Origin of the sequence: Micromonospora sp. NPDC047527, assembly GCF_040643015.1 — a bacterium.
Lineage (GTDB): Bacteria > Actinomycetota > Actinomycetes > Mycobacteriales > Micromonosporaceae > Micromonospora.
On record NZ_JBEYTK010000002.1, the window covers coordinates 843,226 to 864,833 of the forward strand.

Consider the following 21,608-nt stretch of genomic DNA (forward strand, 5'->3'; position numbering starts at 1 on the left):
CCGTTCCCCCGTCCGCCGGCGTCTTTACCCTCGCCTTCGTGGCGAGCCTTTACGAGCGTTACCGACTATCTCTAGACCCGAGTCACGATCCGCTGATAGCTTAGCGCCAGCCGAGCGGAGACGTGGTAGAGGCTTACTGAGGAGACGCGACATTGGACGTTGCCGTCGACACCGATCCGACCCTGACCCTCGACCGGATTCGGGAGGACGTCGCGGAGGCCCTCGGCTGCCCGCCGTCACTGGTGGGGGACGACGACGATCTGCTGATGCTCGGCCTCGACTCGATCGCGCTCATGCGGCTGGCCAGCCGCTGGCACAGTCAGGGCGTCCCGGTCACCTTCAGTGAGCTCATCGAGTGGCGCACCCTCGCACAGTGGTGGCGCCTGGTCGAGGAGCGCGACGCCGAGGCCCGCCCGGCCCAGCTGCCGCCGGTGGTCGTAGATGAGTCCGCGCCGTTCGGCCTGGCCACGATGCAGCACGCGTACTGGGTCGGCCGGGCGGACGGGCAGCCCCTCGGTGGCGTGGGCGCCCACTTCTACAACGAGTTCGACGGTGCCGGTGTCGACCCGGACCGGCTCGACGCCGCCGTCCGCACGGTGCTGCGTCGGCACGGCATGCTGCGGGCCGAGTTCCACACCGACGGCACCCAGCGGATCCGGCCGGAGAGCCCGTGGCCGGGCCTGACCGTGCACGACCTGCGTGAGCTGCCGCCGCACCGGTGCGAGGAGGAGTTGGCGCGGCTGCGCCACCGGTTGTCCCACCGGCGGCTGCGGGTGGAGGAGTCGGAGACCTTCGACATCCAACTGTCCCTGCTGCCCGGCGGCGCCACGCGGGTGCACGTACACGTCGAGATGCTTGTCGCCGACGCCCACAGCTTCCGGCTCATCCTGTCGGACCTGGCGGCCTTCTACCGGGACCCGGACCGGCAGGTGGCTCCCGTGAGCCTCAGTTATCCCGCCTACCTCGCCACCGTCGCCGCCCGTCCCGACGAGGCCCGGGACAGGGCCCGCGAGTACTGGCGCGAGCGGCTGGACACCCTGCCCGGCCCGCCCCAGCTGCCGACCGCCGTGGACCCGGCCACCGTGGAGGGCCACCGGGTGGTCCGCCGCTACCACTGGCTGACCCCGCAGCAGCAGGCGGAACTGGAACGGCGCGCGGCGGCGGCGGGAGTCACCCTGTCGATGGTGTTCCTCGCGGCCTTCGCCGAGGTGCTGGCCGCGTGGAGCAGCAGCGGCCGATTCGTGCTGAACCTGCCGATGTACGACCGACGCCCCGTCCACCCCGACGTCGGCGCGGTCGTCGGTGACTTCACCAACCTGGTTCTGCTGGAGATCGACACGACCGGACCGGCCGGCTTCGTCGACCTCGTCCGTCGGCATCAGGACCGGCTGCGCAGCGACGCCGCCCACTCGACGTACAGCGGGATCGACGTACTGCGCGACCTGTCCCGCGCCCGGACCGGCCAACCCGTCGGTGCGCCAGTCGTCTTCACCAGCGCGTTGAGCCTCGGCGAGCTGTTCGACGCCGAGGTGCGGGACTGCTTCGGCCTGCCCGGCTGGACCATGTCCCAGACCCCGCAGGTCTGGCTCGACTACCAGATCACCGAGCGCGAGGACGGCCTCTACCTCAACTGGGACGTCGTGGACGAACTGTTCCCCGAGGGGTTCGTCGACGACATGTTCGCCGCTTACCTGGGGATCGTCGACTGGCTGCTCGACCCGGCCACGGACTGGTCCGGGCGCGCCCCGATCGCGCTGCCCGCTCACACGCTCGCCGCTCGGGCGTCGGCCAACGACACCGCCGGCCCTATTGCCGACGGGCCGCTGCACCGCGACGTGTTCGCCTGGGCGGCCCGTGAGCCCGACCGGCCGGCGGTGCTGGCCGGGCCGGGCCGGGCGGGCGTGCTCACGTACGGCGAGCTGGCGGGCCGGGCGCAGGCGCTGGCCGACGAGCTGACCGCCCGTGGCCTGGCCCCCGGTGACGCCGTCGCCGTCACACTGCCGAAGGGCCCCGACCAGATCGTGGCGGTGCTCGGCGTGCTGCGGGCCGGCGGCGTGTACGTGCCGATCGGCGTCGACCAGCCCAATGCCCGGCGCGAGCTGATCCGGGCCACCGCGGCGGCCCGGTTCACCGTCACCACCGCCGGGGCCGCGGACGGGTCGCCCGTCGACTCCTCGACCACACTGACCGTCCCCACCGTCGGCGTGCCGTTGCGCGACGACGCGCCGCCTGTCGACCCCGAGCAGGACGCCTACCTGCTGTTCACCTCCGGCTCCACCGGAGCGCCGAAGGGGGTCCGGGTGCCCCACCGGGCGGCCCGCAACACCCTCGACGACCTTGTCCGGCGGTTCGCGATCGGCCCGGACGACCGCGTCCTCGCGGTCTCGGCCCTCGACTTCGACCTGTCCGTGTTCGACATGTTCGCCCTGCTCGGCGTGGGTGGCGCCGTCGTCACCGTCACCGAGGACACCCGCCGTGACCCGGCGGCTTGGCTGCGCCTGGTCCACGAGCACCGGGTGACGGTCTGGCAGTCCGTCCCGGCCCTGCTCGACCTGCTGCTGACCCAGGCCGAGACCGGGGCGGCGGAAGACGCCGGGCCGTTGCCGCTGCGGCTCGCCGTGCTCGGCGGCGACCGGGTCGGCCTCGACCTGGCCGGTCGGCTGGCCGAGGTGGCCCCGGGCAGCCGGCTGTACGGCCTGGGCGGCACCACCGAGACGGCGATCCACTCCACTGTGCAGTCCGCCCCGGTCGACCCGCCGCCGCACTGGCGGTCGGTGCCCTACGGCGTGCCGTTGCGTAACCAGCTCATGCGGGTCGTCGACGAGCACGGCCGGGACCGGCCGGACTGGGTGCCCGGCGAGCTGTGGATCGGCGGCCGGTCGGTAGCGGCCGGCTACGCGGGCGACCCGCGACGGACCGCCGACCGGTTCGTCGAACATGCCGGGCAGCGCTGGTACCGCACCGGCGACCTGGCCCGGTACTGGCCCGACGGCACGGTGGACTTCCTCGGGCGTACCGACTTCCAGGTCAAGATCCGGGGCCACCGGATCGAGCTGGGCGAGATCGAGGCCGCGCTGGAGCGCGACCCGGACGTCTCCCGCGCATTGGCCCAGGTTGTCGAGGGGGCCACCCTCGCCGTCGCCGTCACCGTCACCCGGGCTGACGCCGACCCCCAGGTGATCCGGCAGCGCGCCGCCGAACAGCTGCCGCCGTACATGGTGCCGGCCGTCGTGGTGGTCCTCGACGCGTTCCCGCTGTCGGCCAACGGCAAGATCGACCGCGCCCGGCTGCCCGAGCTGGTCGCCGCCCGACCGGCGGTCGCGGGCACCGCGCCCCGGGGCGCGGTCGAGACGGCCGTGGCCGCCCTCTGGTCGGAGCTGCTCGACGTGCCCGAGGTGCACCGGGAGGACAACTTCTTCGCCCTCGGCGGCGACAGCCTGGTCGCCACCCGGCTGCTGGCCCGGCTGCGCGAGACCGGCATCGCCGGCGCCGAACTGCACCACCTGTTCCACGCCCGCGATCTGGCCGGCTTCGCGGTGCGGTTGCGCACCACGGGTACGGCTGGCGCACCCGCCGAGCGGCGTGCGCTGACCGCCGACCCGGCGCACCGGCACGACCCGTTCCCGCCCACGGACGTGCAGCGCGCCTACTGGATGGGGCGCACCGCCGACTTCGCGCTCGGCGGGGTCGGCTCCCACTGGTACTGGGAGTTCGACGGCGGGGACGTCGACCTCGACCGGCTGCGCCGGGCGGTCGACACGCTCATCGCCCGGCACGAGATGCTCCGCGCGGTCTTCGACGACAACGGCGACCAGCGGATCCTGCCCGAGGTGCCGCCGTTCACCATTACCGTGCACGAGGGGCAGGAACGCCTGGCGACGCTGCGCGAGCAGCTGTCCCACCGTGTCCCGGACCCGTCCCGGTGGCCGCTGATCGACATCCAGGCCGTGCGTCACCCCGGCGGCACCCGCGTCGCGTTCAGCTTCGACTACATCGTGCTCGACGCGTTGAGCATCGTCGTCTTCTTCTCCGAGTTGTCCACCCTCTACCGCGACCCCGACGCCGAGCTGCGCCCGCTGGGGGTGTCGTTCCGCGACTACGTGCTCGGCGCGGCGGCGCCGCCGGAGGCGGTTGAGCGGGCGGGGGCATACTGGCGCGGGCGTCTGGACGACATCGCCCCGGCCCCCGCGCTGCCGCTGGCCGTCGACCCCGAAACCCTTGTCGCCCCGCGGTTCGTCCGTCGCGAGCGCAGCCTCACCCCGCAGCAGTGGGCGGCGATCAACCGGCGTGCCCGGGACCACCGACTCACCCCGGCCGCGGTCCTCGCCACCGCGTACGCCGAGGTGCTCAGCGCGTACAGCGGGCAGGACGAGCTGACGCTCAACCTGACCATGTTCCAGCGCCACGACGTGCACCCCGACATCGGCGCGATCCTCGGCGACTTCACCTCGCTGATCCTGGTCGGCTACCGAGGGGCAGCGGGGCAGCCGTGGCGGGAGACCACCCACCGGTTCCAGCAGGACCTGTGGGCCGGGCTGGAGCACAACGACGTCTCCGCCCTGTGGGTGCTGCGGGAGCTGGCGCGACGGCGCAACAGCGGCACGGTCAGCATGCCGATCGTGTTCACCAGCGCGCTCGGTGTGGCCGCGGACCTGGTAAACATGCGGTTCCCCTTCGGCGAGCTGACCTGGGGCATCTCGCAGACCCCGCAGGTGTGGCTGGACAACCAGGTCATGGAACGCGACGGCGGGCTGACCTTCAACTGGGACAGCGTCGACGAGCTGTTCCCCGACGGGCTGCTCGACGCCATGTTCGACGCCTACCACCGGCTGCTGTGCTGGCTCGCCGACGGCGACTGGGACCGGCCGCTGCCGGACATGCTGCCGCCGGGGCAGCGCGCGGTCCGGGCCGCCGTCAACGCCACCGACGCCCCGGCGCCCGGGCACACCCTGCACGGGCCGTTCTTCTCCCACGCGGCCCGCGACCCCGACCGGCTCGCGGTCGCGTACGGCGAGACGTCGATCAGCTATGGCGAGCTGGCCACCCGCGCGCTGCGGATCGCCGGGGCGCTGCTGCGCGCCGGGGTGGAACCGGGCGACGCGGTCGCCGTAACCGTGCCTCGCGGGCCGGAGCAGGTCGCCGCCGTTCTCGGCGTGCTGGCCGCCGGCGCGTCGTACGTGCCCGTCAGCGTCGACCAGCCCGCCGCCCGCCGCGATCGGATCCACGCCAAGGCGCAGGTGACCGCCGTGGTGGGCCGTCACGACGGGCATCATCTGCCCACCGTGGCCGCCGACGTGGACGGGCCGCCGCTGCGCGGGCCGGTGACGGTCGACGCGGACGCGTTGGCGTACACGATCTTCACCTCCGGCTCCACCGGGGAGCCCAAGGGGGTGGAGATCACCCACCGGGCCGCCGTCAACACGGTGACCGACATCAACTCCCGGTACGGCGTCGGACCCCAGGACCGGGTGCTGGCGGTCTCCGCGCTGGATTTCGACCTGTCCGTCTACGACGTGTTCGGGCTCTTGGCAGCCGGCGGCGCGCTGGTCGTGCTGGCCGACGAGGACCGCCGGGAGGCGCGCCGCTGGGCCTGGCTGGCCCACCGGTGGGGTGTGACCGTCTGGAACTCGGTGCCCGCGCTGCTGGACATGCTGCTCGTGGCGGCTGGCGACCACCCGCCGTCCGGCCTGCGGCTGGCCCTGGTCTCCGGTGACTGGATCGGCCTGGACCTGCCGGACCGGCTGGCGCGGGTCGCCCCGCACGCCCGGTTCGTTGCCCTCGGCGGTGCCACCGAGGCGGCGATCTGGTCCAACGCCTGCGAGGTCGCGGTGGTGCCGGAGCACTGGCGCTCCATCCCGTACGGCCGCCCGCTGCGCAACCAGCGCTACCGGGTGACCGACTCGCGTGACCGGGACTGCCCGGACTGGGTGCCCGGGGAACTGCGCATCGGCGGCACCGGGGTGGCGCTGGGCTACCGCAACGCCCCCGAGTTGACCGCCCGGCAGTTCGGCGTCGACGACGAGGGCCGCCGCTGGTACCGCACCGGCGACCTCGGCCGGTACTGGCCGGACGGGACGCTGGAGTTCCTCGGCCGGGTCGACTTCCAGGTCAAGGTGCGCGGGCACCGCATCGAGCTGGGCGAGATCGAGGCCGCCGCCGAGGCCCACCCGCTCGTCGGGCGGGCGGTGGCGATGGTCGTCGGCCAGGCGCCGACGCAGCACATCGGCCTCGCGGTCGTACCCGCCACCGGGGGTACGGAGCCGGACCTGGCCGGCTGGCTGGCCGAGCGGCTGCCCGCGTACATGGTGCCCGAGTACGTCGTGACGGTGGAGCAGCTGCCGCTGACCGCCAACGGCAAGGTCGACCGCCAGCGGCTCGGGACGCTACTGCGCGCCGACCCGCTCGACGACACGGCCGAGCCGCCCAAGGGGCCCACCGAGGAACTTCTCGCCGCGCTCTGGTCGCAGCTGCTCGACCAGCCGGTCGTCGACCGCCGGCACAGCTTCTTCGCCCTGGGCGGGGACAGCATGCTTGCCACCCGCCTGCTGGAGGCGCTGCGCCAGCGGCTCGGCGTGGACATGACATTGCGACAACTGTTCGCCGTACCCGTGCTCGCCCAGCTCGCGGCCGCTGTCGACGAGCAGCTCCGTGCGTCGGCTCACGACGACGTCGAGGAAGGTGTCATATGAGCAACGACCCCCGCATCCCCGTCGAGCGGCTGGTCACCGACCTCGAACGGGCCGGACTGCGGCTGTGGGCCGAGGACGGCGCGCTGAAGTTCCGCGCGCCCGCCGGCTTCATGACCGACGAGCGGCGCACGCTGCTGCGGGCCCGCCGCGACGAGATCCTCGCCCACCTGGCCAACGGCCGGATGCCGCGAGTGGTGCCGGACACGGAGCACCGCCACGACCCGTTCCCGGTCACCGAGGTGCAGTCGGCGTACCTGCTGGGCCGCGGCTCGACCTTCGCCTACGGCGGTGTCGCCTGCCACGGCTACGGCGAGCTGCACTACCCGGATCTGGACCCGGAGCGGATGACCCGCGCCTGGCGGACGCTCATCGCCCGGCACGACATGCTCCGAGCGGTGATCGACATCGACGGTTCGCAGCGGGTTCTGCCGCAGGTCGACGACTACCACGTCGCCGTACGCGACCTGCGCGGGCGCGACCGCGACGAGTTCGACGGCGGGGTGGCCGAGGTGCGGTCCGAGATGGACCATCGGGTGTTCCGGCCCGACGTCTGGCCCCTGTTCGAGGCGCGCGTGACCCGTGGTGACGACGAGGCGGTGCTGCACGTCTCGGTGGACTTCCTCATCGCCGACTTCGTCAGCATCCAGATCATCCTCGACGAGCTGCACCGCCTCTACCACGACGCCGGGCCGCTGCCCGAGTTGGAGATCGGCTTCCGGGACTACCTGCTGGCCGAGCGGAACTGGACGGCGAGCCACCGGGAGGCCGACCGCGACTACTGGCTGCGCCGCGTGGACGACCTGCCGCCCGGCCCCGAGCTGCCGCTGACCGGCCGTGCCCGGCAGAGCGACGGCCGGTTCCGCCGGCTGGCCGCCAGCCTGGAACCCGAGCTGTGGGAGGGGCTGCGCAAGCACGCGGGCCAGCACGACGTGAGCCCGTCCTGCGCGGTGCTCGCCGCGTACGCGCACGTCATCGCCGCGTGGAGCCGCCGTCCCACGTTCACCCTGAACGTCACGCTGCTCAACCGCCTGCCGCTGCATCCACAGGTGCCCGCCGTCGTCGGCGACTTCACCGGCGTGGAGTTGCTCGCGGTCGACCAGAACGAGGCGGACACCTTCGACCGCTGGGCTCGGGCCGTGCAGGCCCAGCTCTGGCAGGACATGGACCACCGGGCGTTCTCCGGCATCGAGGTGATGCGGGAGATCACCCGCCGACGCGGCGCCGACGCGGCGTTGTTCCCCGTCGTCTTCACCAGCGCGATCGGCCTGGGCGAGGCCGGGGCCACGGCATCGGTGTCGCACGGACAGATGGGGTACGGGATCAGCCAGACCCCGCAGGTCGTCATCGACTGCCAGAACTCCGAGCGGGATGGCGGGCTGTCGACCAACTGGGACGTACGCGAGGGTGTGTTGCCCGATGGCGTCGTCGACGACATGTTCGCCGCCTTCGAGCAGCTGCTGCGTCAGCTCGCCACCGACGACCAGGCGTGGCAGCGGGTCCCGTCGAGCCTGCTGCCGCAACGGCAGCGACGCCGCCGCGAGGAGATCAACGCCACCGCCGCCCCGCTGACCCGTGCCCGTCTGCACGACGCGGTTCTTGCCCAGGCCCGTCGTACCCCGGACGCCCCGGCGGTCATCCACGGTACGACCACGCTCAGCTACGCCGACCTGGCCGCCCACGCCACCGGCGTCGCCGCCCGGCTCGTCGAGTCGGGCTGCGTACCCGGCGACCTCGTCGGGGTGACCCTGGAACGCGGCCCGGGGCAGGTCGTGGCCGTCCTCGGCGCGCTGCTCGCCGGCGCGGTGTACGTGCCGGTGGACACCGCGCAGCCCGTGGCCCGGCGCGACACGATCCTCACCGGTGCGGGCGTACGGCACGTGCTGACCTCCCGCGACCTGGCCGCCGGCTCCTGGCCGTCCGGGGTCGTCGTCGTGGCGCTGGACGAGGTGCCGCCGGCCGACCCGCCCAGCGAGCCGGGTGGGTCGCGGCCCGACGACCTGGCGTACGTCATCCACACCTCGGGCTCGACCGGGACGCCGAAGGGGGTCATGATCACCCACGAGGCGGCGCTGAACACCGTCCTCGACATCAACGCCCGGTTCGGCGTCGGCGAGCGGGACCGTGTGCTCGCCCTGTCCCAGCTCGGCTTCGATCTGTCGGTCTACGACATCTTCGGCCCGCTCTCCGTCGGCGGGGCGCTGGTCGTCCCCGACGCCGAGCGGCGCGCGGACCCGTCGCACTGGGCCGACCTGGTGGCCGCCCACGGGGTGACGGTGTGGAACTCCGTTCCCGCCCAGCTCCAGATGCTCTCCGGATACCTCGGGGTGGCCGGCACCGCGCTGCCCACCCTGCGGCTGGCGATGCTCTCCGGCGACTGGATCCCGGTGGCCCTGCCCGACCAGATCCGCGCCCAGGTGCCCGGCCTCGACGTGGTGAGCCTCGGTGGGGCGACCGAGGCGTCCATCTGGTCGATCCACTACCCCGTCGGCGTGGTCGGCGAGGACTGGGCCAGCATCCCGTACGGCCGGCCGCTGGCCAACCAGACCTTCCACGTCCTCGACCCGCTGCTGCGGCCCTGCCCCGACTGGGTGACCGGAGAGCTGTTCATCGGCGGCGTCGGCCTCGCGCTCGGCTACCTGCACGACCCCGAGCGCACGGCGGAACGGTTCATCGTGCACCCCGTCACGGGCGAGCGCCTGTACCGAACGGGCGACCTGGGCCGGTACCTACCCGACGGCGACATCGAGTTCCTCGGCCGGGAGGACCACCAGGTCAAGATCCGTGGCCACCGGATCGAGCTGGCCGAGATCGAGACGGCCCTGCAGAGCCACCCCGACGTCGCCGGGGCGGCGGTGCTGGTCACGGGCGACCAGCCGCTGGAGCGTACCCTCGTCGCCTTCGCGCAGCCCGCCGCCGCGACGCCGCCGGCCGAGGACGTGGCCGACCTGGACGCGGTCGCGGCGCGGGCCGGTGACGCCGCGCTCGACGGCGTCGACCCGGACCGCTACCTGGAGTACGCACACCGGCTCGACCAGGTGGCCCTGCCCGCCATGCTGGACACCTTCCGCCGCGCGGGAATGTTCGCCACGCCCGACGACCGCCACACCGCCGCCGAGATCGTGGCCGCCACCGACGCCGCGCCCCGACACCACCGGTTGCTGCGCCGCTGGCTCGCCGCCCTGGTCACCGAGGGCCTGCTGGCCGTCGACGGCGACCACTACCGGCTGGCCGGCGTTGTCGCATCCGACGCGCTCGACGTCGCGTGGGCGGCGGTCGACGCGGCGGCGCTGCCGGGCGAGGAGCGCCTGCTCGACTACTTCCGGGCCAGCATCCGCCACCTGCCAGCCCTGCTCCGTGGCGACGAGGACCCGCTTCGGCTGCTCTTCCCCGAGGGCAAGCTCGACGTCTCCCAGCAGCTCTACGAGGAGGCGGTGTTCAACCGTTGGGCCAACCGGGCCGCCGGTGCCGTCGTGGCGGAGTTGGGCAGTCACCGGCGGCACACCGGGCCGCTGCGCGTGCTGGAGGTCGGCGCGGGTGGCGGCGGCACCACCGCCGCGGTGCTCGACGCGCTCGCCGGGCACGACATCGACTACCTGTGCACCGACCTGTCGCCCTACTTCGCGGGGCAGTCGCAGGCCCGCTTCGGGGAGGTGCCCGGCGTCCGGTTCGGCCTGTACGACCTGGACGCCGACCCCACCGAGCAGGGCCTCGCGCCCAACTCCTTCGACCTCGTCGTCGCCGGCGACGTGCTGCACGCCACCGCCGACGTCGACCGGGTCCTGGACCGGCTGCGCGGGCTGCTCGCCCCCGGCGGATGGCTGGTGGCCCTGGAGATGACCCGGGACCACTACCAGATCATGACGTCGCTGGAGCTGCTGGTCCGGCTCGACGACGCCACCGGCGACTTCACCGACGACCGCGCCGGGACCGGGACGGTCTTCCTCGCCCGCGACCGGTGGCGGGACATCCTCGGCCGGGCGGGCGCCGACACCAGCGTCTGCCTGCCGGCGGAGGACACCTTCGTCGGACGGATGGGCATGTGCGTGCTCGCCGCCCGGTTCAAGGCCGACCGCGCACCCGTGCACCCACGGGCGCTCACCGACCACCTGCGTGCCCGGCTGCCCGAGTACATGGTGCCGGGCACCGTGGAGATCCTCGACGAGCTGCCGGTCACCGACAACGGCAAGATCGACCGCCGGTCCCTCGCGGGGCGGCTGGGTCGCCGGCACGGCGGGGCGCGGGCCGGACTGGCCGGCGCGGCACCCGAGACCGAGCTGGAACGGGACCTGGTCGCGATGTGGAGCGAGGCCCTCGGTACGCCGGTCGGGCGCGACGGCAACCTGTTCGAGCTCGGCGGGGACTCGCTGGTCGCCGCCCAACTGGCCGGGCGCATCATCGAGGAACTGCCGCCGGCCCGCGCGCTGTTCTTCGACGAGGTGCTGCGCAACCTGCTCGAACTGGCCACCGTCGCTCGGCTCGCGCAGTGGCTGACCACCGCCGCCGAGGCCGGGGAGCAGCCGCAGGAGGCCGGCCAGCAACGGTCGACGGAACTGCTCGTCGCCGTGCACGCCGAGGGCACCGGCGTACCCCGGATCTTCCTGCCCGACGAGGCGGGATCGGCCGACGGGGTCGGGCCGCTCGCCGCGGCGCTGCTCCCCGCTGCCCCCGCCTGGGTGTTCACCGGCGCGGGGCTGGAGCTGCTGCCGTCGGTGGACAATGCCGCCGCCGCGTACGCCCAGGCGGTCGTTGACGCCGACCTGCCCCAGGTGGAGTTGCTCGCCCACGGACCGATGGCGGTCCTCGCCGTCGAGGTGGCCCGCAACCTGACCGAACGCGGTGTGCTCGTCGAAGGGCTGCGCCTGTTCGCCGGCCACCGACCCGGCCCGGGCAGCGCGGACGACCCCGCCGCCGGAGTGCGCGACGCCCTCGCGCGCCACGAGCCATCCATCTACGCCGGGGACATCACCCTGGTGCAGCCGGCGCGGGACGCCGAGATCGAGTTCTGGGAGGACCTCTGCCTCGGCAACCTCGACGTGGTCGACACGGCTCTGCCGGCGGAGCAACTGCGCTGGTCCGCGGAGCCCGCCGCGCTGGCCGCCGCGCTCGGACCGGCGTGATGAACCGACCCTCGTCCGACGGCGGGCACGGCCGGGGAGGTCCCCGGTGACCGTGGTGGGTGTTGTCGGCGCGGCCGGTGCCGTAGGTGCCGCCGCCGTGGCGGAGCTGCACCGCCGGGGCCGGCACGTGCTGCGCCTCGCCGGCCGCCGCCGCGCCCCCCTCGACGCGCTGTGCCACGGGCTCGCCGCCACCGGCGGTTCCCCGCCCACCGTCGAGGTCCTCGACATCAGCGACACCGACGCGCTGCGCCGCTACTGCGCCGGCTGCGACGTCGTGCTCAACTGCGCCGGCCCGGCCTACCTCGTCGAGGACCGGGTGGCGCGGGCGGCGCTCGCCAGCGGCGCTGACTACGTCGACGCCGCTGGCGACGACGTCCTGGGGGAGCAGGTGGGAGCCCTTTTGGCGCGGGCGCCGGGGCGGACCGCCGTGATCTCCGCCGGCATGATGCCGGGCCTGAGCGCACTGCTGCCCCGCTATCTCGCCGCCACCCTGCCGGACCGGCCGCGCGGGCTGCTCGGCTACCTCGGCGGTCGTGACCGGTTCACCGCCACCGCCGCAGCCGACTACCTCCGTGTGGGAGAGGGATTCGGTCAGGCCGGGGCGGCGTTGACCGGGGGCGTACGAGCGCGGCAGCCGCTGCCCACCCGCACCGACGCCGAGTTGCCGTTCTTCCCGGAGCCGGCCACGACCGTGCCGTACCTGAGCACCGAACTGGAACGGGTGGCCCGGTCCCTGGGGGTCACCGACGCCACCTGGCACTCCGTCTTCGCCGGCCCGCACGTCGCGCAGGTGCTGCGGCAGCCGCCGGCCGGCGCGGACGCCCCCGAGGCGCTGCGCCGCGCCGCCGAACTGGACGCCTTCGGGCACGCGACCTACCAGCTGATCATCGTCGAGCTGACCACCGTCGCCGGTGACGCCCAGACCCTCGTGCTGCGCGGCGACAACGCCAGCTCGCTCACCGGCGCGTTCGCGGGCGTCGCCGTTGCGGCGCTCACCGAGGGGACCCTGGCCGCCGGTCTGCACCACGCGGGGGAGGCGCTCGACCCGCGGGTCGCGGTGGACCTGCTCGCCGGCTCGGCCGCGGTGAGCGACCTGACGGTGTTCGACGGTGAAGCCGCCCACGTCGGCGGCCACGTGGAGGAGGCACTGTGACGCAACGTCCCCGGGTCGTCGTCTGTGGCGCCCGATTCGGTCAGGTCTACCTGGAGGCGTTCCGCAACCCGGATCTGCCCTTCGAGTTGGCCGGTGTGCTGGCCGCCGGCAGCGAACGCTCCCGCGCCTGCGCCCGCCGCTACGACGCGCCGCTGTACACGGACCCGGAGCAGCTGCCCGACGACATCGACATGGCGTGCGTGGTGATCCGCGGCGGTCTGCTGGGCGGCCGGGGCTCGGAGCTGGCCCGCGCGCTCATGGCCCGTGGCATCCACGTGCTCCAGGAGCATCCCCTGCACCACGACGAGCTGGCGGAGAACCTGCGCGCCGCCCGCCGGCACGGCGTCGTCTACCACCTGAACCCGTTCTACACCCACGTCGCCCCGGTACGCCGGTTCGTCGCGGCGGCGCAGGAGTTGACGCGGCGGCAGCGCCCGCTCTACATCGACGCGGCGGCCGGGTTCCAGCTCGCCTACTCCCTGCTGGACATCCTCGGGCAGGCTCTCGGCGGGGTACGCCCGTTCGCCTTCGGCGACCTGCCCGAGCAGGCCCCACCGGTGCGTGCCGCGACCACCCTGGACATCCCGTTCAGCAGCCTCGACGGGGTGCTGGCCGGGGTGCCCGCCACCCTGCGCGTGCAGAACCAGATGGACCCCGCCGACCCGGACAACTACGCCCACCTGATGCACCGCATCAGCATCGGCACGGAGGCCGGGAACCTCACCCTGGTCAACACCCACGGGCCGGTCGTCTGGTCCGCCCGCCCCGACTTCCCCCGCGAGGTCGCCGACCCGAACGCCGACCCCCACTACGCCACCATGCCGGACGACGCGCAGGCGCCCAGCGCCGTCGTGCTCGGACCGGGCACCGTGCCGTCGTACCGGCACATCTTTCGCAGCCTGTGGCCGGCCGGCATCGCGCACGCCCTCACCGAGCTGCACCAGGCGGCCCAGGAGGGTCAGGATCCGCTGCGTCGCGGCCAGTACCACCTGTCGCTGTGCAAGCTGTGGCAGGACCTGACACTGCGGCTCGGGCCGCCGGAGCTGCTGTCCTCCACCCCGCCCCAGCCACTGACCGACGACGACCTCAAGGCCATCGCCGCCGCCGGTGACGAGGCGGCGCGGCCGTGAGGGCGACCGTGGAGGCCGCGTCCTGGCTGCGCCTCTACCGGCCGCGTCCGGCCGCGACCCTGCGCCTGGTCTGCTTCCCGTACGCCAGCGGCAACGCGACCTTCTACCGACAGTGGGCCGTACGGCTGCCCGCCGAGGTCGAGGTCGTGGCGGTGCAGTATCCCGGCCGGCTGGACCGGATCCACGAGCCGTGCGTACGGGACATGGCCACGATGGTCGACGGGATCGTCGCCGCGCTGCAACCGCTGCTGCACACCGACTTCGCCCTGTTCGGCCACAGCATGGGCGCCTCCGTCGCGTACGAGGTGGCGCATCGGCTCCAGCACGGCCTCGGTGTCACGCCGCGCCGGCTGGTCGTCTCCGGCCGCCCGGCCCCGCAGCACCAGCGGCCGGGTGTCAAGCACCTCGGCAGCGACGACGAGTTGTGGGACGAGGTGCGTCGCCTCGGCGGCACCACCGACGAGGCGCTGGTGCACCCGGAGTTGCGGGCCGCGCTGCTGCCCACGCTGCGGGCCGACTACCGCCTCGTCGAGACGTACCGGCCCACCTTCGGTGCGCCACTGTCGATGCCGGTCACCGCGATCACCGGCGACGACGACCCGGAGGCGCACGTGCCCGAGGTCGCCGACTGGCGGCGTTGCACCACCGGGGACTTCCAGCTCCGGGTGCTCCCCGGGCACCACTTCTACCTGATCGACAAGCAGGCGGAGGTGCTCGATCACCTCCGCGAGGCGCTCGGGCTGCCCGCCGACCAGCCCCGCTGACCGGTCAACTCGCCGCGAGCACCCCCGCCGGTCCGTCCGGTGCCGGCTCGGTGAGGCCGAGCCGGCCGGCGAGGTAGTCCTGCCACATGAGCCGGCGGCGGGGCTTGCCGCTGCTGGTACGCGCCACCGCGCCCACCGGCACGACCACCGCCTCCACCGGCACCCCCTCCGCCGCGACCTCGGCCGCGGCGCACGCCGCCGGCAGCCAGCCCGACTCGGGCCGGGCCAGCAGCAGCACCACCCGGGGTTCGTCGCCGACCTGCCCGAGCAGGGCGGTGATCCGTCCGACCGGTGCACCGCAGGCCGACACGGCCGCCGCCTCGACGTCCTCGGCGAGCAGCATTCGGCCGCGTACCTTGACCCCGTCGCCGAGGCGGCCCAGCACGAACAGTTCCCCGTCGGCGACGAAGCCCGCGTCGCCGGTGTGCACCTCACCGTCGACCAGCCGGGTGCCGCTGGCGGTGTCGTCCCCCGCCGCCGGCAGGTAATCCGCAGCCACGGACGGGCCGCGCACCACGATCTCGCCGACCATCCCGTCGGGAACGGCCCGGCCGTCGTCGTCCACCACCGTCACCCGTGCACCGGCGAGCGGCCGTCCGCAGCCCACCACCTCGCCCTGCTCGACGGTGGCGGTGCGCCAGCCGGTGTCCAGCGGCACGCCGGTCACCGACAGGGTCGCCTCGGCCAGCCCGTACGCGGGCAGCAGCGCCTCGCGGCGTAACCCGTGCGGTGCGGCGAAGCGGGCGAACTCCGCCAGCAGCGCCGGTCGGATCCGCTCCGCGCCGACGATCACCGCCCGCCACGCCGAGAAGTCCATCCCGACCAGCGCCTCGGGGGGCACCCGCCGGACGATGTGGTCCAGCCCGAAGGCCGGCATCGCGGTCAGCCGGGCGCCCCGCCGGCCGAAGCACTCCAGGTAGCGCAGCGGCCGACGGACGAAGTCGCCCGGCGACATCAGCCACAGGTCCGACCCGGTGGCGACCGGTGCCAGCAGGCAGCCCACCAGGCCCATGTCGTGGTGCACGGGCAGCCAGGAGGCGGTCGGGTCGTCGGGCGTCATCCGCAGCCACCGCTGGATGCCGGCGACGGTGGCCGCCAGCGCGGCGTGGGGCACGCGCACCCCGCGCACCCGGCCGCTGCTGCCCGAGGTGAACTGCACAAGCGCCAGTCCGTCCGGCCCGGGCGTCGACGCCCGGCGGCCGTCGGCCGCGTCGGCGAGCAACCTCACACTGTCGTACGCCGGTACGCCCGCCCCGGCGCACACCTCGGCTACCAGGGCCAACGCGGGATCGTGCACGACCAGCCGCGGCGCGCTGGCCCGCAGCACTCCGCGCAGGTGCTCGGCCCAGCGCGCCCGGTCCCCGAAGGGCGGCGGTGGCGCCACCGGCGAGGCGGCGGCGCCGGCCAGCATGGTGCCGAACAGCAGCCCCACGAACCGTGGGCCGGTGGTCTCCACGATCGACACCACATCGCCCGCGCCCACCCCGGCACCGCGCAGTGCCCCCGCGTACCGGCGCACCAGGTCCGCCAACTCGGCGTACGACCACAGCCGCCACGACCCGTCGGGCTCGGCGAACCGGATGCCGCGCCGCTCGTCGGGGCGGTCCAGCCAACCGAGCGGGCCGGTCACGCGGGCGCTGCCTCGATGATCGGGAACATGGGGGTGGAGACGCTGCGGACCAGCCGTAGCCCGGCCCGGTCCAGCAGTTCGCCCTGCTGTTCGAGGGTCCGCGCGCCGCCGGCGGTGAGGGTGTGCATGAGCAGGTCCATGCGCCGCGCCAGGGCCGGCACCTCGGCCTCCTGCCGCCCGGCCTCCATGATGAACAGCCGGCTGTGCGGCTTCATGGCGGCGCGGACGCGGCCGAGAATGCCCACCACCTCGTCGTCGCTCCAGCTGTAGAGGATGCGCTTGAGCACGTACGCGTCGCCGCCGGGCGGGATCGGCCCCTCCAGGAAGCTGCCGGGCACCACCTCCACCCGGTCGGCGACCCCCGCGGCGGCCAGGACCTCGGGGGCGTTGGCCACGACGCCCGGCAGGTCGAACAGCACCCCCTGGACACCCCGGAGCCGGCGCAGCAGGCTGGCCAGGAAGCCGCCGTTGCCGCCGCCGACGTCCACGATGCTGGCGAAGCGCCGCCAGTCGCAGGCCCGAAGCACCGCCAGCAGCTCCATCCCGGTGACCCCGCTCATCACCCTGTCAAACGCCTCCCCGTCCTCGGGCTGGGCGCTCAGGTGCTCCCACATGGACCGGCCGTGCACCACGTCGAACGCAGGTCCGCCGGTACGGATCGATTCGGCGAGCCCCTCCATCGCCCGGGTGCACGCCACCGGGGAGAGGAAGATGTCGCGCGCCGAGTACGGATGCCCCTCGCGAAGCAGGTCCGACAGCGGGGTCAGCGCCACGCTGTCCGGCTCCACCAGCTCGAACACGTCCCGGGTCGCCAGGTACTCCAGCGTCTTGCGGAGCGTGGGCTCGTGGGTCCCGGTCACCCGGGCCAGCCGGGACATCGCCACCGGCCCGTCCACCAGGTGGTCGGCCACGCCGAGCAGACAGGCTGCCCGGATGGTGTACGGCAGGAGGTAGTCGCCGAGTTCAAGGAGCTTGAAGATCGAATCGGCGTCGATGGTGCGCCTGGTGCCCACGGGTGTCTCCGTCCCTTCGCGTGAGGCTCCGGCGGCCCTTGGCCACCGGAGTCGCGTGGCGGGGTGTCAGGAACCGGCCTCGTCCAACTCGGCCTGCAATTTCCTGGACGCGAGCCGGCGCCACGCATCGGTGATCAGCTCTCGCAGCTGCGTCGGGTCGACCGTCGCCAGTTCGACGAACGTCCACCCGCTCTGCCCGTACTTGTTGTTCGGCGCCGAGAAGGTCGCCGGGTCCTCGCTGATGAGCGCCGCCTGCTCGGCGACGTCGATCCGCATCCCCATCACACCGGGCCTGGGAAGGGTGCAGAAGATCTTGTTGCCGACCCGGAAGTCGGTGACGTCGAAGTGCGCCGACTGGCGCGCTCCGGGAAGTGCCAGGGCGATGCTGCTGACGGTTTCGGGGCTGACCACTGCGGCCTCCTCGGTTGTCGACGGATCGCGTCACGCTAACGCCCGTCGGGCGTGCTCGGATTGATCCCGCCCGTGTCACCCGGCCGCAGCAACTGCTCGGCCACCCGACCGTGCGGGTCGTCGCCGAACCCCGGGAAGGCCTCCAGCCAGAGCGCCCGGCGCAGCCACCGGTGCAGCGGGTACTCCCACGTCACAGCCATGCCACCCGTGATCTGGATCGCGGTCTCGCAGGTCCGCACCGCCGCGCCGCGCGCCACCAGCACCGCCTCGTCCACCGCCTGCGCGCACGCCGGTGACCCCTCGGGATCGTTCTGCACCAGCCACGCGGCCCGGTACGCCAGCGACCGGGCCAGCTCGGTGTCGACGTACGCCTCGGTCAGCTGGTGCGCCACGGCCTGGAAGCTGCCGATCGGCCGCCCGAACTGCTCCCGCTGGCGGGCGTAGGCGACGGCCATGTCCAGCGCGCCCGCCGCGGCCCCGACCGCCTCGGCTGCCAACAGCACGCCGCCGCGCAGCTGGGCCCGCCGCACGGCCCCCGGCGTGCGGGCCGGCTCGACGAGCAGCCGCGCCGGCGTGCCGTCCCACCGGACCCGGGCCATCCGGCGCAGCGTGTCCAGTGTCGACAGCTCCTCCACGACCAGCCCGGGGGACCCGGTGTCGCAGGCGAACACGGCCGGGCCCTCCTCGGTGTGGGCGCGTACCACGACGCAGCGCACCGCGCCCGCCTGCGGCACTGCCGGCACCTGCCCGGTGAGGGTCCAGCCCTGCGGCGAGCGGGTGGCCCGCACCGTCCCGGCGCCGGGGGACGCGGCGCCGTCGGCGAGTGTCGCCGGCACGGTCAGGGGCTCGCCGGCGGCCGACGCGTACGGTGCGGCCAGGGCGACAGTCGTCCACCACGGCGTCGGGTGCAGGCACCGCCCGCTCTCCTCGGCCAACAGCGTCAGCTCGACCATGCCGAGGTCATCGTCCAGCCAGCCCTGCCGGATCAGCTCGGGCCAGGCGCCCGCCTCGCTCCCGCCGGGGCCCTCCGCCAGGGCGCACACCCGCGTCGCCGGATAGTGCCGCTCCAGGTGGTCACGGGCAGCCCGGCGGATCTCCCGCTGCTCATCGGTGAGGGCAAAGTCCATGGTCTTCTCCGTGTCGTCGCGGGCCGGTGGTCACTGGCGGGATCTGGGCAGGCCCAGCACGCGCTCGGCGACGATCCCGCGAAGGATCTCGGAGGTGCCGCCCTCGATCGTGTTCGCCCGGCTGCGCAGCAGTTGCCGCTGCCAGTACCCCTGCCAGGTGGCGTCGCCGCCGTCGAGCAGCGCCGTCGGGCCCTGCACGCGCAGCGCGAGCGCGCAGACCCGCTGGTGCAGCAGCGACCATTCGAGCTTGAGGATGGACGCCTCCGCGCCGGGTTCGCCGGAGCGGCGCAGCGCGGCCAGCGACCGGTAGCCCGTGTACCGCAGCCCCTGCAACCGTGCGTGCAACACGGCCAGCTCGCGACGGACGGTCGGGTCGCCCTCGGCGCCGACCTCGCGTACCAGCCGCAGCAGCCGGTCGAACTGGGCGACCAACCGGGCGGTGAGGGTGATCCCGAACGTTCCCCGCTCGTGGGCCAGCGTGGACAGCGCCACCGACCAGCCCTTGCCGACCTCGCCCACGACGTCCGCGTCGCCGACCGGCGCCTCGGTAAGGATGATCTGGTTGAAGTCGGTGTCGCCGTTGAGCTGCCGCAGGGGCGACACCTTCACCCCGGGCGCCCGCATGTCCAGCAGGAAGCAGGTCAGCCCCTGGTGCTTCGGCTCGCTGGGGCCGGTGCGGGCCAGCAGCAGGCAGTGGTCGGCCAGGTGGGCGTAGGAGGACCAGACCTTCTCGCCGTCCAGCAGGTAGCCGTCCGGCTCCGCCCGTCGGGCCGAGGTGCGTACCGCCGCCAGGTCCGAGCCGGCCTCCGGCTCCGAGAACCCCTGGCAGAACAGGGTACGACCGGACAGGATGCCGGGCAGGTAGCGCGCCTTCTGCTCGTCCGTGCCGCGTGCGATGAGCGTCGGGCCCACCATGTTCATTCCGATGATGTTGATGTGGTCCGGTGCCCCGGCGCGGGCGGTCTCCTCGACGAAGATCGCATGGTAGGCGGCGGTCAGCCCGCGACCGCCGTACTCCGTCGGCCAGGTGATGCCGGCGTAGCCGGCCTCGGACAGGTCGCGGCTCCACTCGCGCAACTGCGTGGTGCTCCACGTACGGGACGGGTCGTCGTCCGGCAGGCGGGCCCGGAGCCACTCGCGCAGCCCGGCGCGGAACGCGGCCTCGGCCGGGTCGTCGTGCAGGTTCAACGCCGTCCTCGCTTCCTGGCGGCCGGGTCCGGGCGCCTCGTGCTGGTCACCGTCACGCCGGACGCACCGCGAGCGGCACCTGGTCGTACGTGCGGAAGTTGAAGCGCGGCCGGCGTACCGGCTCGCCGTCGAACTCGATGGCGCTGGTACGCCGCAGCAGCCGGTCGAACACGGCGACCCCTTCGGCGCGGGCCAGGGCGGCGCCCAGGCAGTGGTACACGCCGGCCCCGAAGCTGAGGTGCGGGTTGGGCCGGCGGCCGACGTCGAAGCGGTCCGGCTCGTCGAACTGCTCCGGGTCCCGGTTGGCCGACCCGACCAGCAGGTAGAGGACGCGACCAGGGCGGATGACCCGGCCGGCGACCTCCACCGGCTCCAGCGGGCTGCGCATGGTCACCTGGATCGGCGCCTCGTAGCGCAGCATCTCCTCGACGGCGGTGGCGGTGTCGGCCGTGCCCGCCCGGAGCCGGGCAAGCTGGTCGCGGTGCTTCAGCAGCTCGACCATGCCGTTGGAGATCATGCCCATCGACGTCTCGAAGCCGGCGTAGAAGACCGTGATGGCGTTGTCGACGATCTCTTCGCGGCGAAGCCGCTGCCCGTCCGACTCGGTGGTGGCCATCCGGGTCAGCAGGTTGTCGCCGCCGGGGCCGTCCATGACGAGATCGCCGAGGTACGCGCGCAGCCAGCGCAGCGAGCGGACCGCCTCGCCGATGTCGCGGTCGTCGTGGAAGGCCACGTCGCTGAAGGCCCTGACCAACTGTGCCGCGTGCGGCCACAGCAGGGACCGGTCGGCGGCCGGCACCCCGAGCAGGTCGCAGATGACCATCAGGGGGAAGGGCAGCGCGAGGTCGGCGACCAGGTCCATCCGGCCGGTCGCCAGAACGGGTTCGAGCAGGTCGTCCACGAGGGAGGTCATGCGTTCGTCGAGCCGCCGGACCAGGCCGGGGCTGAACGAGCTGACCAGGACCCGGCTGGCGAGCCGGTTGCGCTGGCCGAGGTTCTGCCCGGACAGGAAGCCGCTCAGCTCCGGGTCCCCGACGGTGAAGCGGTAGTACTGCTCCGGCAGGGTCTTGGTCAGCCGCTGGTCCTTGAGCAGGGCGGCGACCTCGCGGTAGCCGGGGACCACCCACTGCCCCGGCCCGTTGCTCAGCACGGCGCCGGTACGGCGCAGTCGCTCGTACGTGGGAAAGGGGTCGGCCAGCAGTTGCGGGTCCGAGACGTCGAAGGTGACCCGTGGCGCGCGAACGGCTGTCATAGGGGCCTCCCGACGGACCGGTACGGCGTGCACGCCCCGCGTCCGCCGCCGATTATTCGGGCTCTCCGAAACTCGTGTCAAGGAGTGTCTGCGGAGACTGTCGAAGTATCTTCAGGACACTCGTAACCACGCGC

At 73.7% G+C, this 21,608-nt stretch carries 11 protein-coding genes; 5 read left to right on the forward strand and 6 right to left on the reverse strand.

Going from position 1 to position 21,608, the window contains the following annotated elements; translation table 11 throughout:
• The first annotated feature begins 152 nt into the window (after positions 1 to 152).
• Genes ABZ808_RS12770 through ABZ808_RS12790 form a run of 5 tightly spaced genes read left to right on the forward strand, consistent with a single transcriptional unit; the run spans position 153 to position 14,853 of the window.
• Positions 153 to 6,689 (forward strand): amino acid adenylation domain-containing protein, encoded by a 6,537-nt coding sequence (locus ABZ808_RS12770; RefSeq protein ID WP_357004582.1) that lies wholly within the window; start codon positions 153 to 155, stop codon positions 6,687 to 6,689.
• A complete protein-coding gene (locus ABZ808_RS12775; protein WP_357004585.1) occupies positions 6,686 to 11,806 on the forward strand; it encodes an amino acid adenylation domain-containing protein in 5,121 nt (1,706 codons plus the stop codon). Before ABZ808_RS12770 ends, ABZ808_RS12775 begins: the two co-directional genes overlap by 4 nt.
• Before the next feature lie 46 nt (positions 11,807 to 11,852).
• Positions 11,853 to 12,959 (forward strand): saccharopine dehydrogenase NADP-binding domain-containing protein, encoded by a 1,107-nt coding sequence (locus ABZ808_RS12780; protein WP_357004588.1) that lies wholly within the window; start codon positions 11,853 to 11,855, stop codon positions 12,957 to 12,959.
• A complete protein-coding gene (locus ABZ808_RS12785; protein ID WP_357004591.1) occupies positions 12,956 to 14,089 on the forward strand; it encodes a Gfo/Idh/MocA family oxidoreductase in 1,134 nt (377 codons plus the stop codon). Before ABZ808_RS12780 ends, ABZ808_RS12785 begins: the two co-directional genes overlap by 4 nt.
• Positions 14,086 to 14,853 carry an alpha/beta fold hydrolase gene (locus tag ABZ808_RS12790; protein WP_357004594.1) on the forward strand — a complete coding sequence of 256 codons (768 nt, stop codon included), beginning with the start codon at positions 14,086 to 14,088 and terminating at the stop codon, positions 14,851 to 14,853. The genes ABZ808_RS12785 and ABZ808_RS12790 overlap by 4 nt, the downstream gene beginning before the upstream one ends.
• Before the next feature lie 4 nt (positions 14,854 to 14,857).
• On the opposite strand, the gene ABZ808_RS12795 is transcribed toward ABZ808_RS12790, so the two are convergent.
• The 6 genes from ABZ808_RS12795 to ABZ808_RS12820 form a co-directional block, all read right to left on the reverse strand.
• Positions 14,858 to 16,483 carry an AMP-binding protein gene (locus tag ABZ808_RS12795; RefSeq protein WP_357004597.1) on the reverse strand — a complete coding sequence of 542 codons (1,626 nt, stop codon included), beginning with the start codon at positions 16,481 to 16,483 and terminating at the stop codon, positions 14,858 to 14,860.
• A complete protein-coding gene (locus ABZ808_RS12800; RefSeq protein ID WP_357004600.1) occupies positions 16,480 to 17,496 on the reverse strand; it encodes a methyltransferase in 1,017 nt (338 codons plus the stop codon). Before ABZ808_RS12800 ends, ABZ808_RS12795 begins: the two co-directional genes overlap by 4 nt.
• A gap of 66 nt (positions 17,497 to 17,562) precedes the next feature.
• Positions 17,563 to 17,907, reverse strand: coding sequence for an MmcQ/YjbR family DNA-binding protein (locus ABZ808_RS12805; protein WP_357004603.1), 345 nt, complete (start codon positions 17,905 to 17,907; stop codon positions 17,563 to 17,565).
• Between the two features lie 35 nt (positions 17,908 to 17,942).
• The gene (locus tag ABZ808_RS12810; protein WP_357004606.1) at positions 17,943 to 19,034 is read right to left on the reverse strand and encodes an acyl-CoA dehydrogenase family protein; all 1,092 of its coding nucleotides are present in this window, start codon (positions 19,032 to 19,034) and stop codon (positions 17,943 to 17,945) included.
• Positions 19,035 to 19,064: 30 nt separating this feature from the next.
• Entirely contained in the window at positions 19,065 to 20,222 is a 1,158-nt protein-coding gene (locus tag ABZ808_RS12815) for an acyl-CoA dehydrogenase family protein (protein WP_357004609.1), read from the reverse strand.
• A 52-nt stretch (positions 20,223 to 20,274) separates the two neighbouring features.
• Positions 20,275 to 21,474 (reverse strand): cytochrome P450, encoded by a 1,200-nt coding sequence (locus tag ABZ808_RS12820; RefSeq protein ID WP_357004612.1) that lies wholly within the window; start codon positions 21,472 to 21,474, stop codon positions 20,275 to 20,277.
• Positions 21,475 to 21,608 lie beyond the last annotated feature (134 nt).

Excerpts from the sequence above, each read along its gene's own strand:
- ABZ808_RS12820 (WP_357004612.1), bottom strand. The coding sequence starts at position 21,474 with ATGACAGCCGTTCGCGCGCCACGGGTCACCTTCGACGTCTCGGACCCG.
- ABZ808_RS12810 (WP_357004606.1), bottom strand. The coding sequence starts at position 19,034 with ATGGACTTTGCCCTCACCGATGAGCAGCGGGAGATCCGCCGGGCTGCC.
- ABZ808_RS12775 (WP_357004585.1), top strand. The coding sequence starts at position 6,686 with ATGAGCAACGACCCCCGCATCCCCGTCGAGCGGCTGGTCACCGACCTC.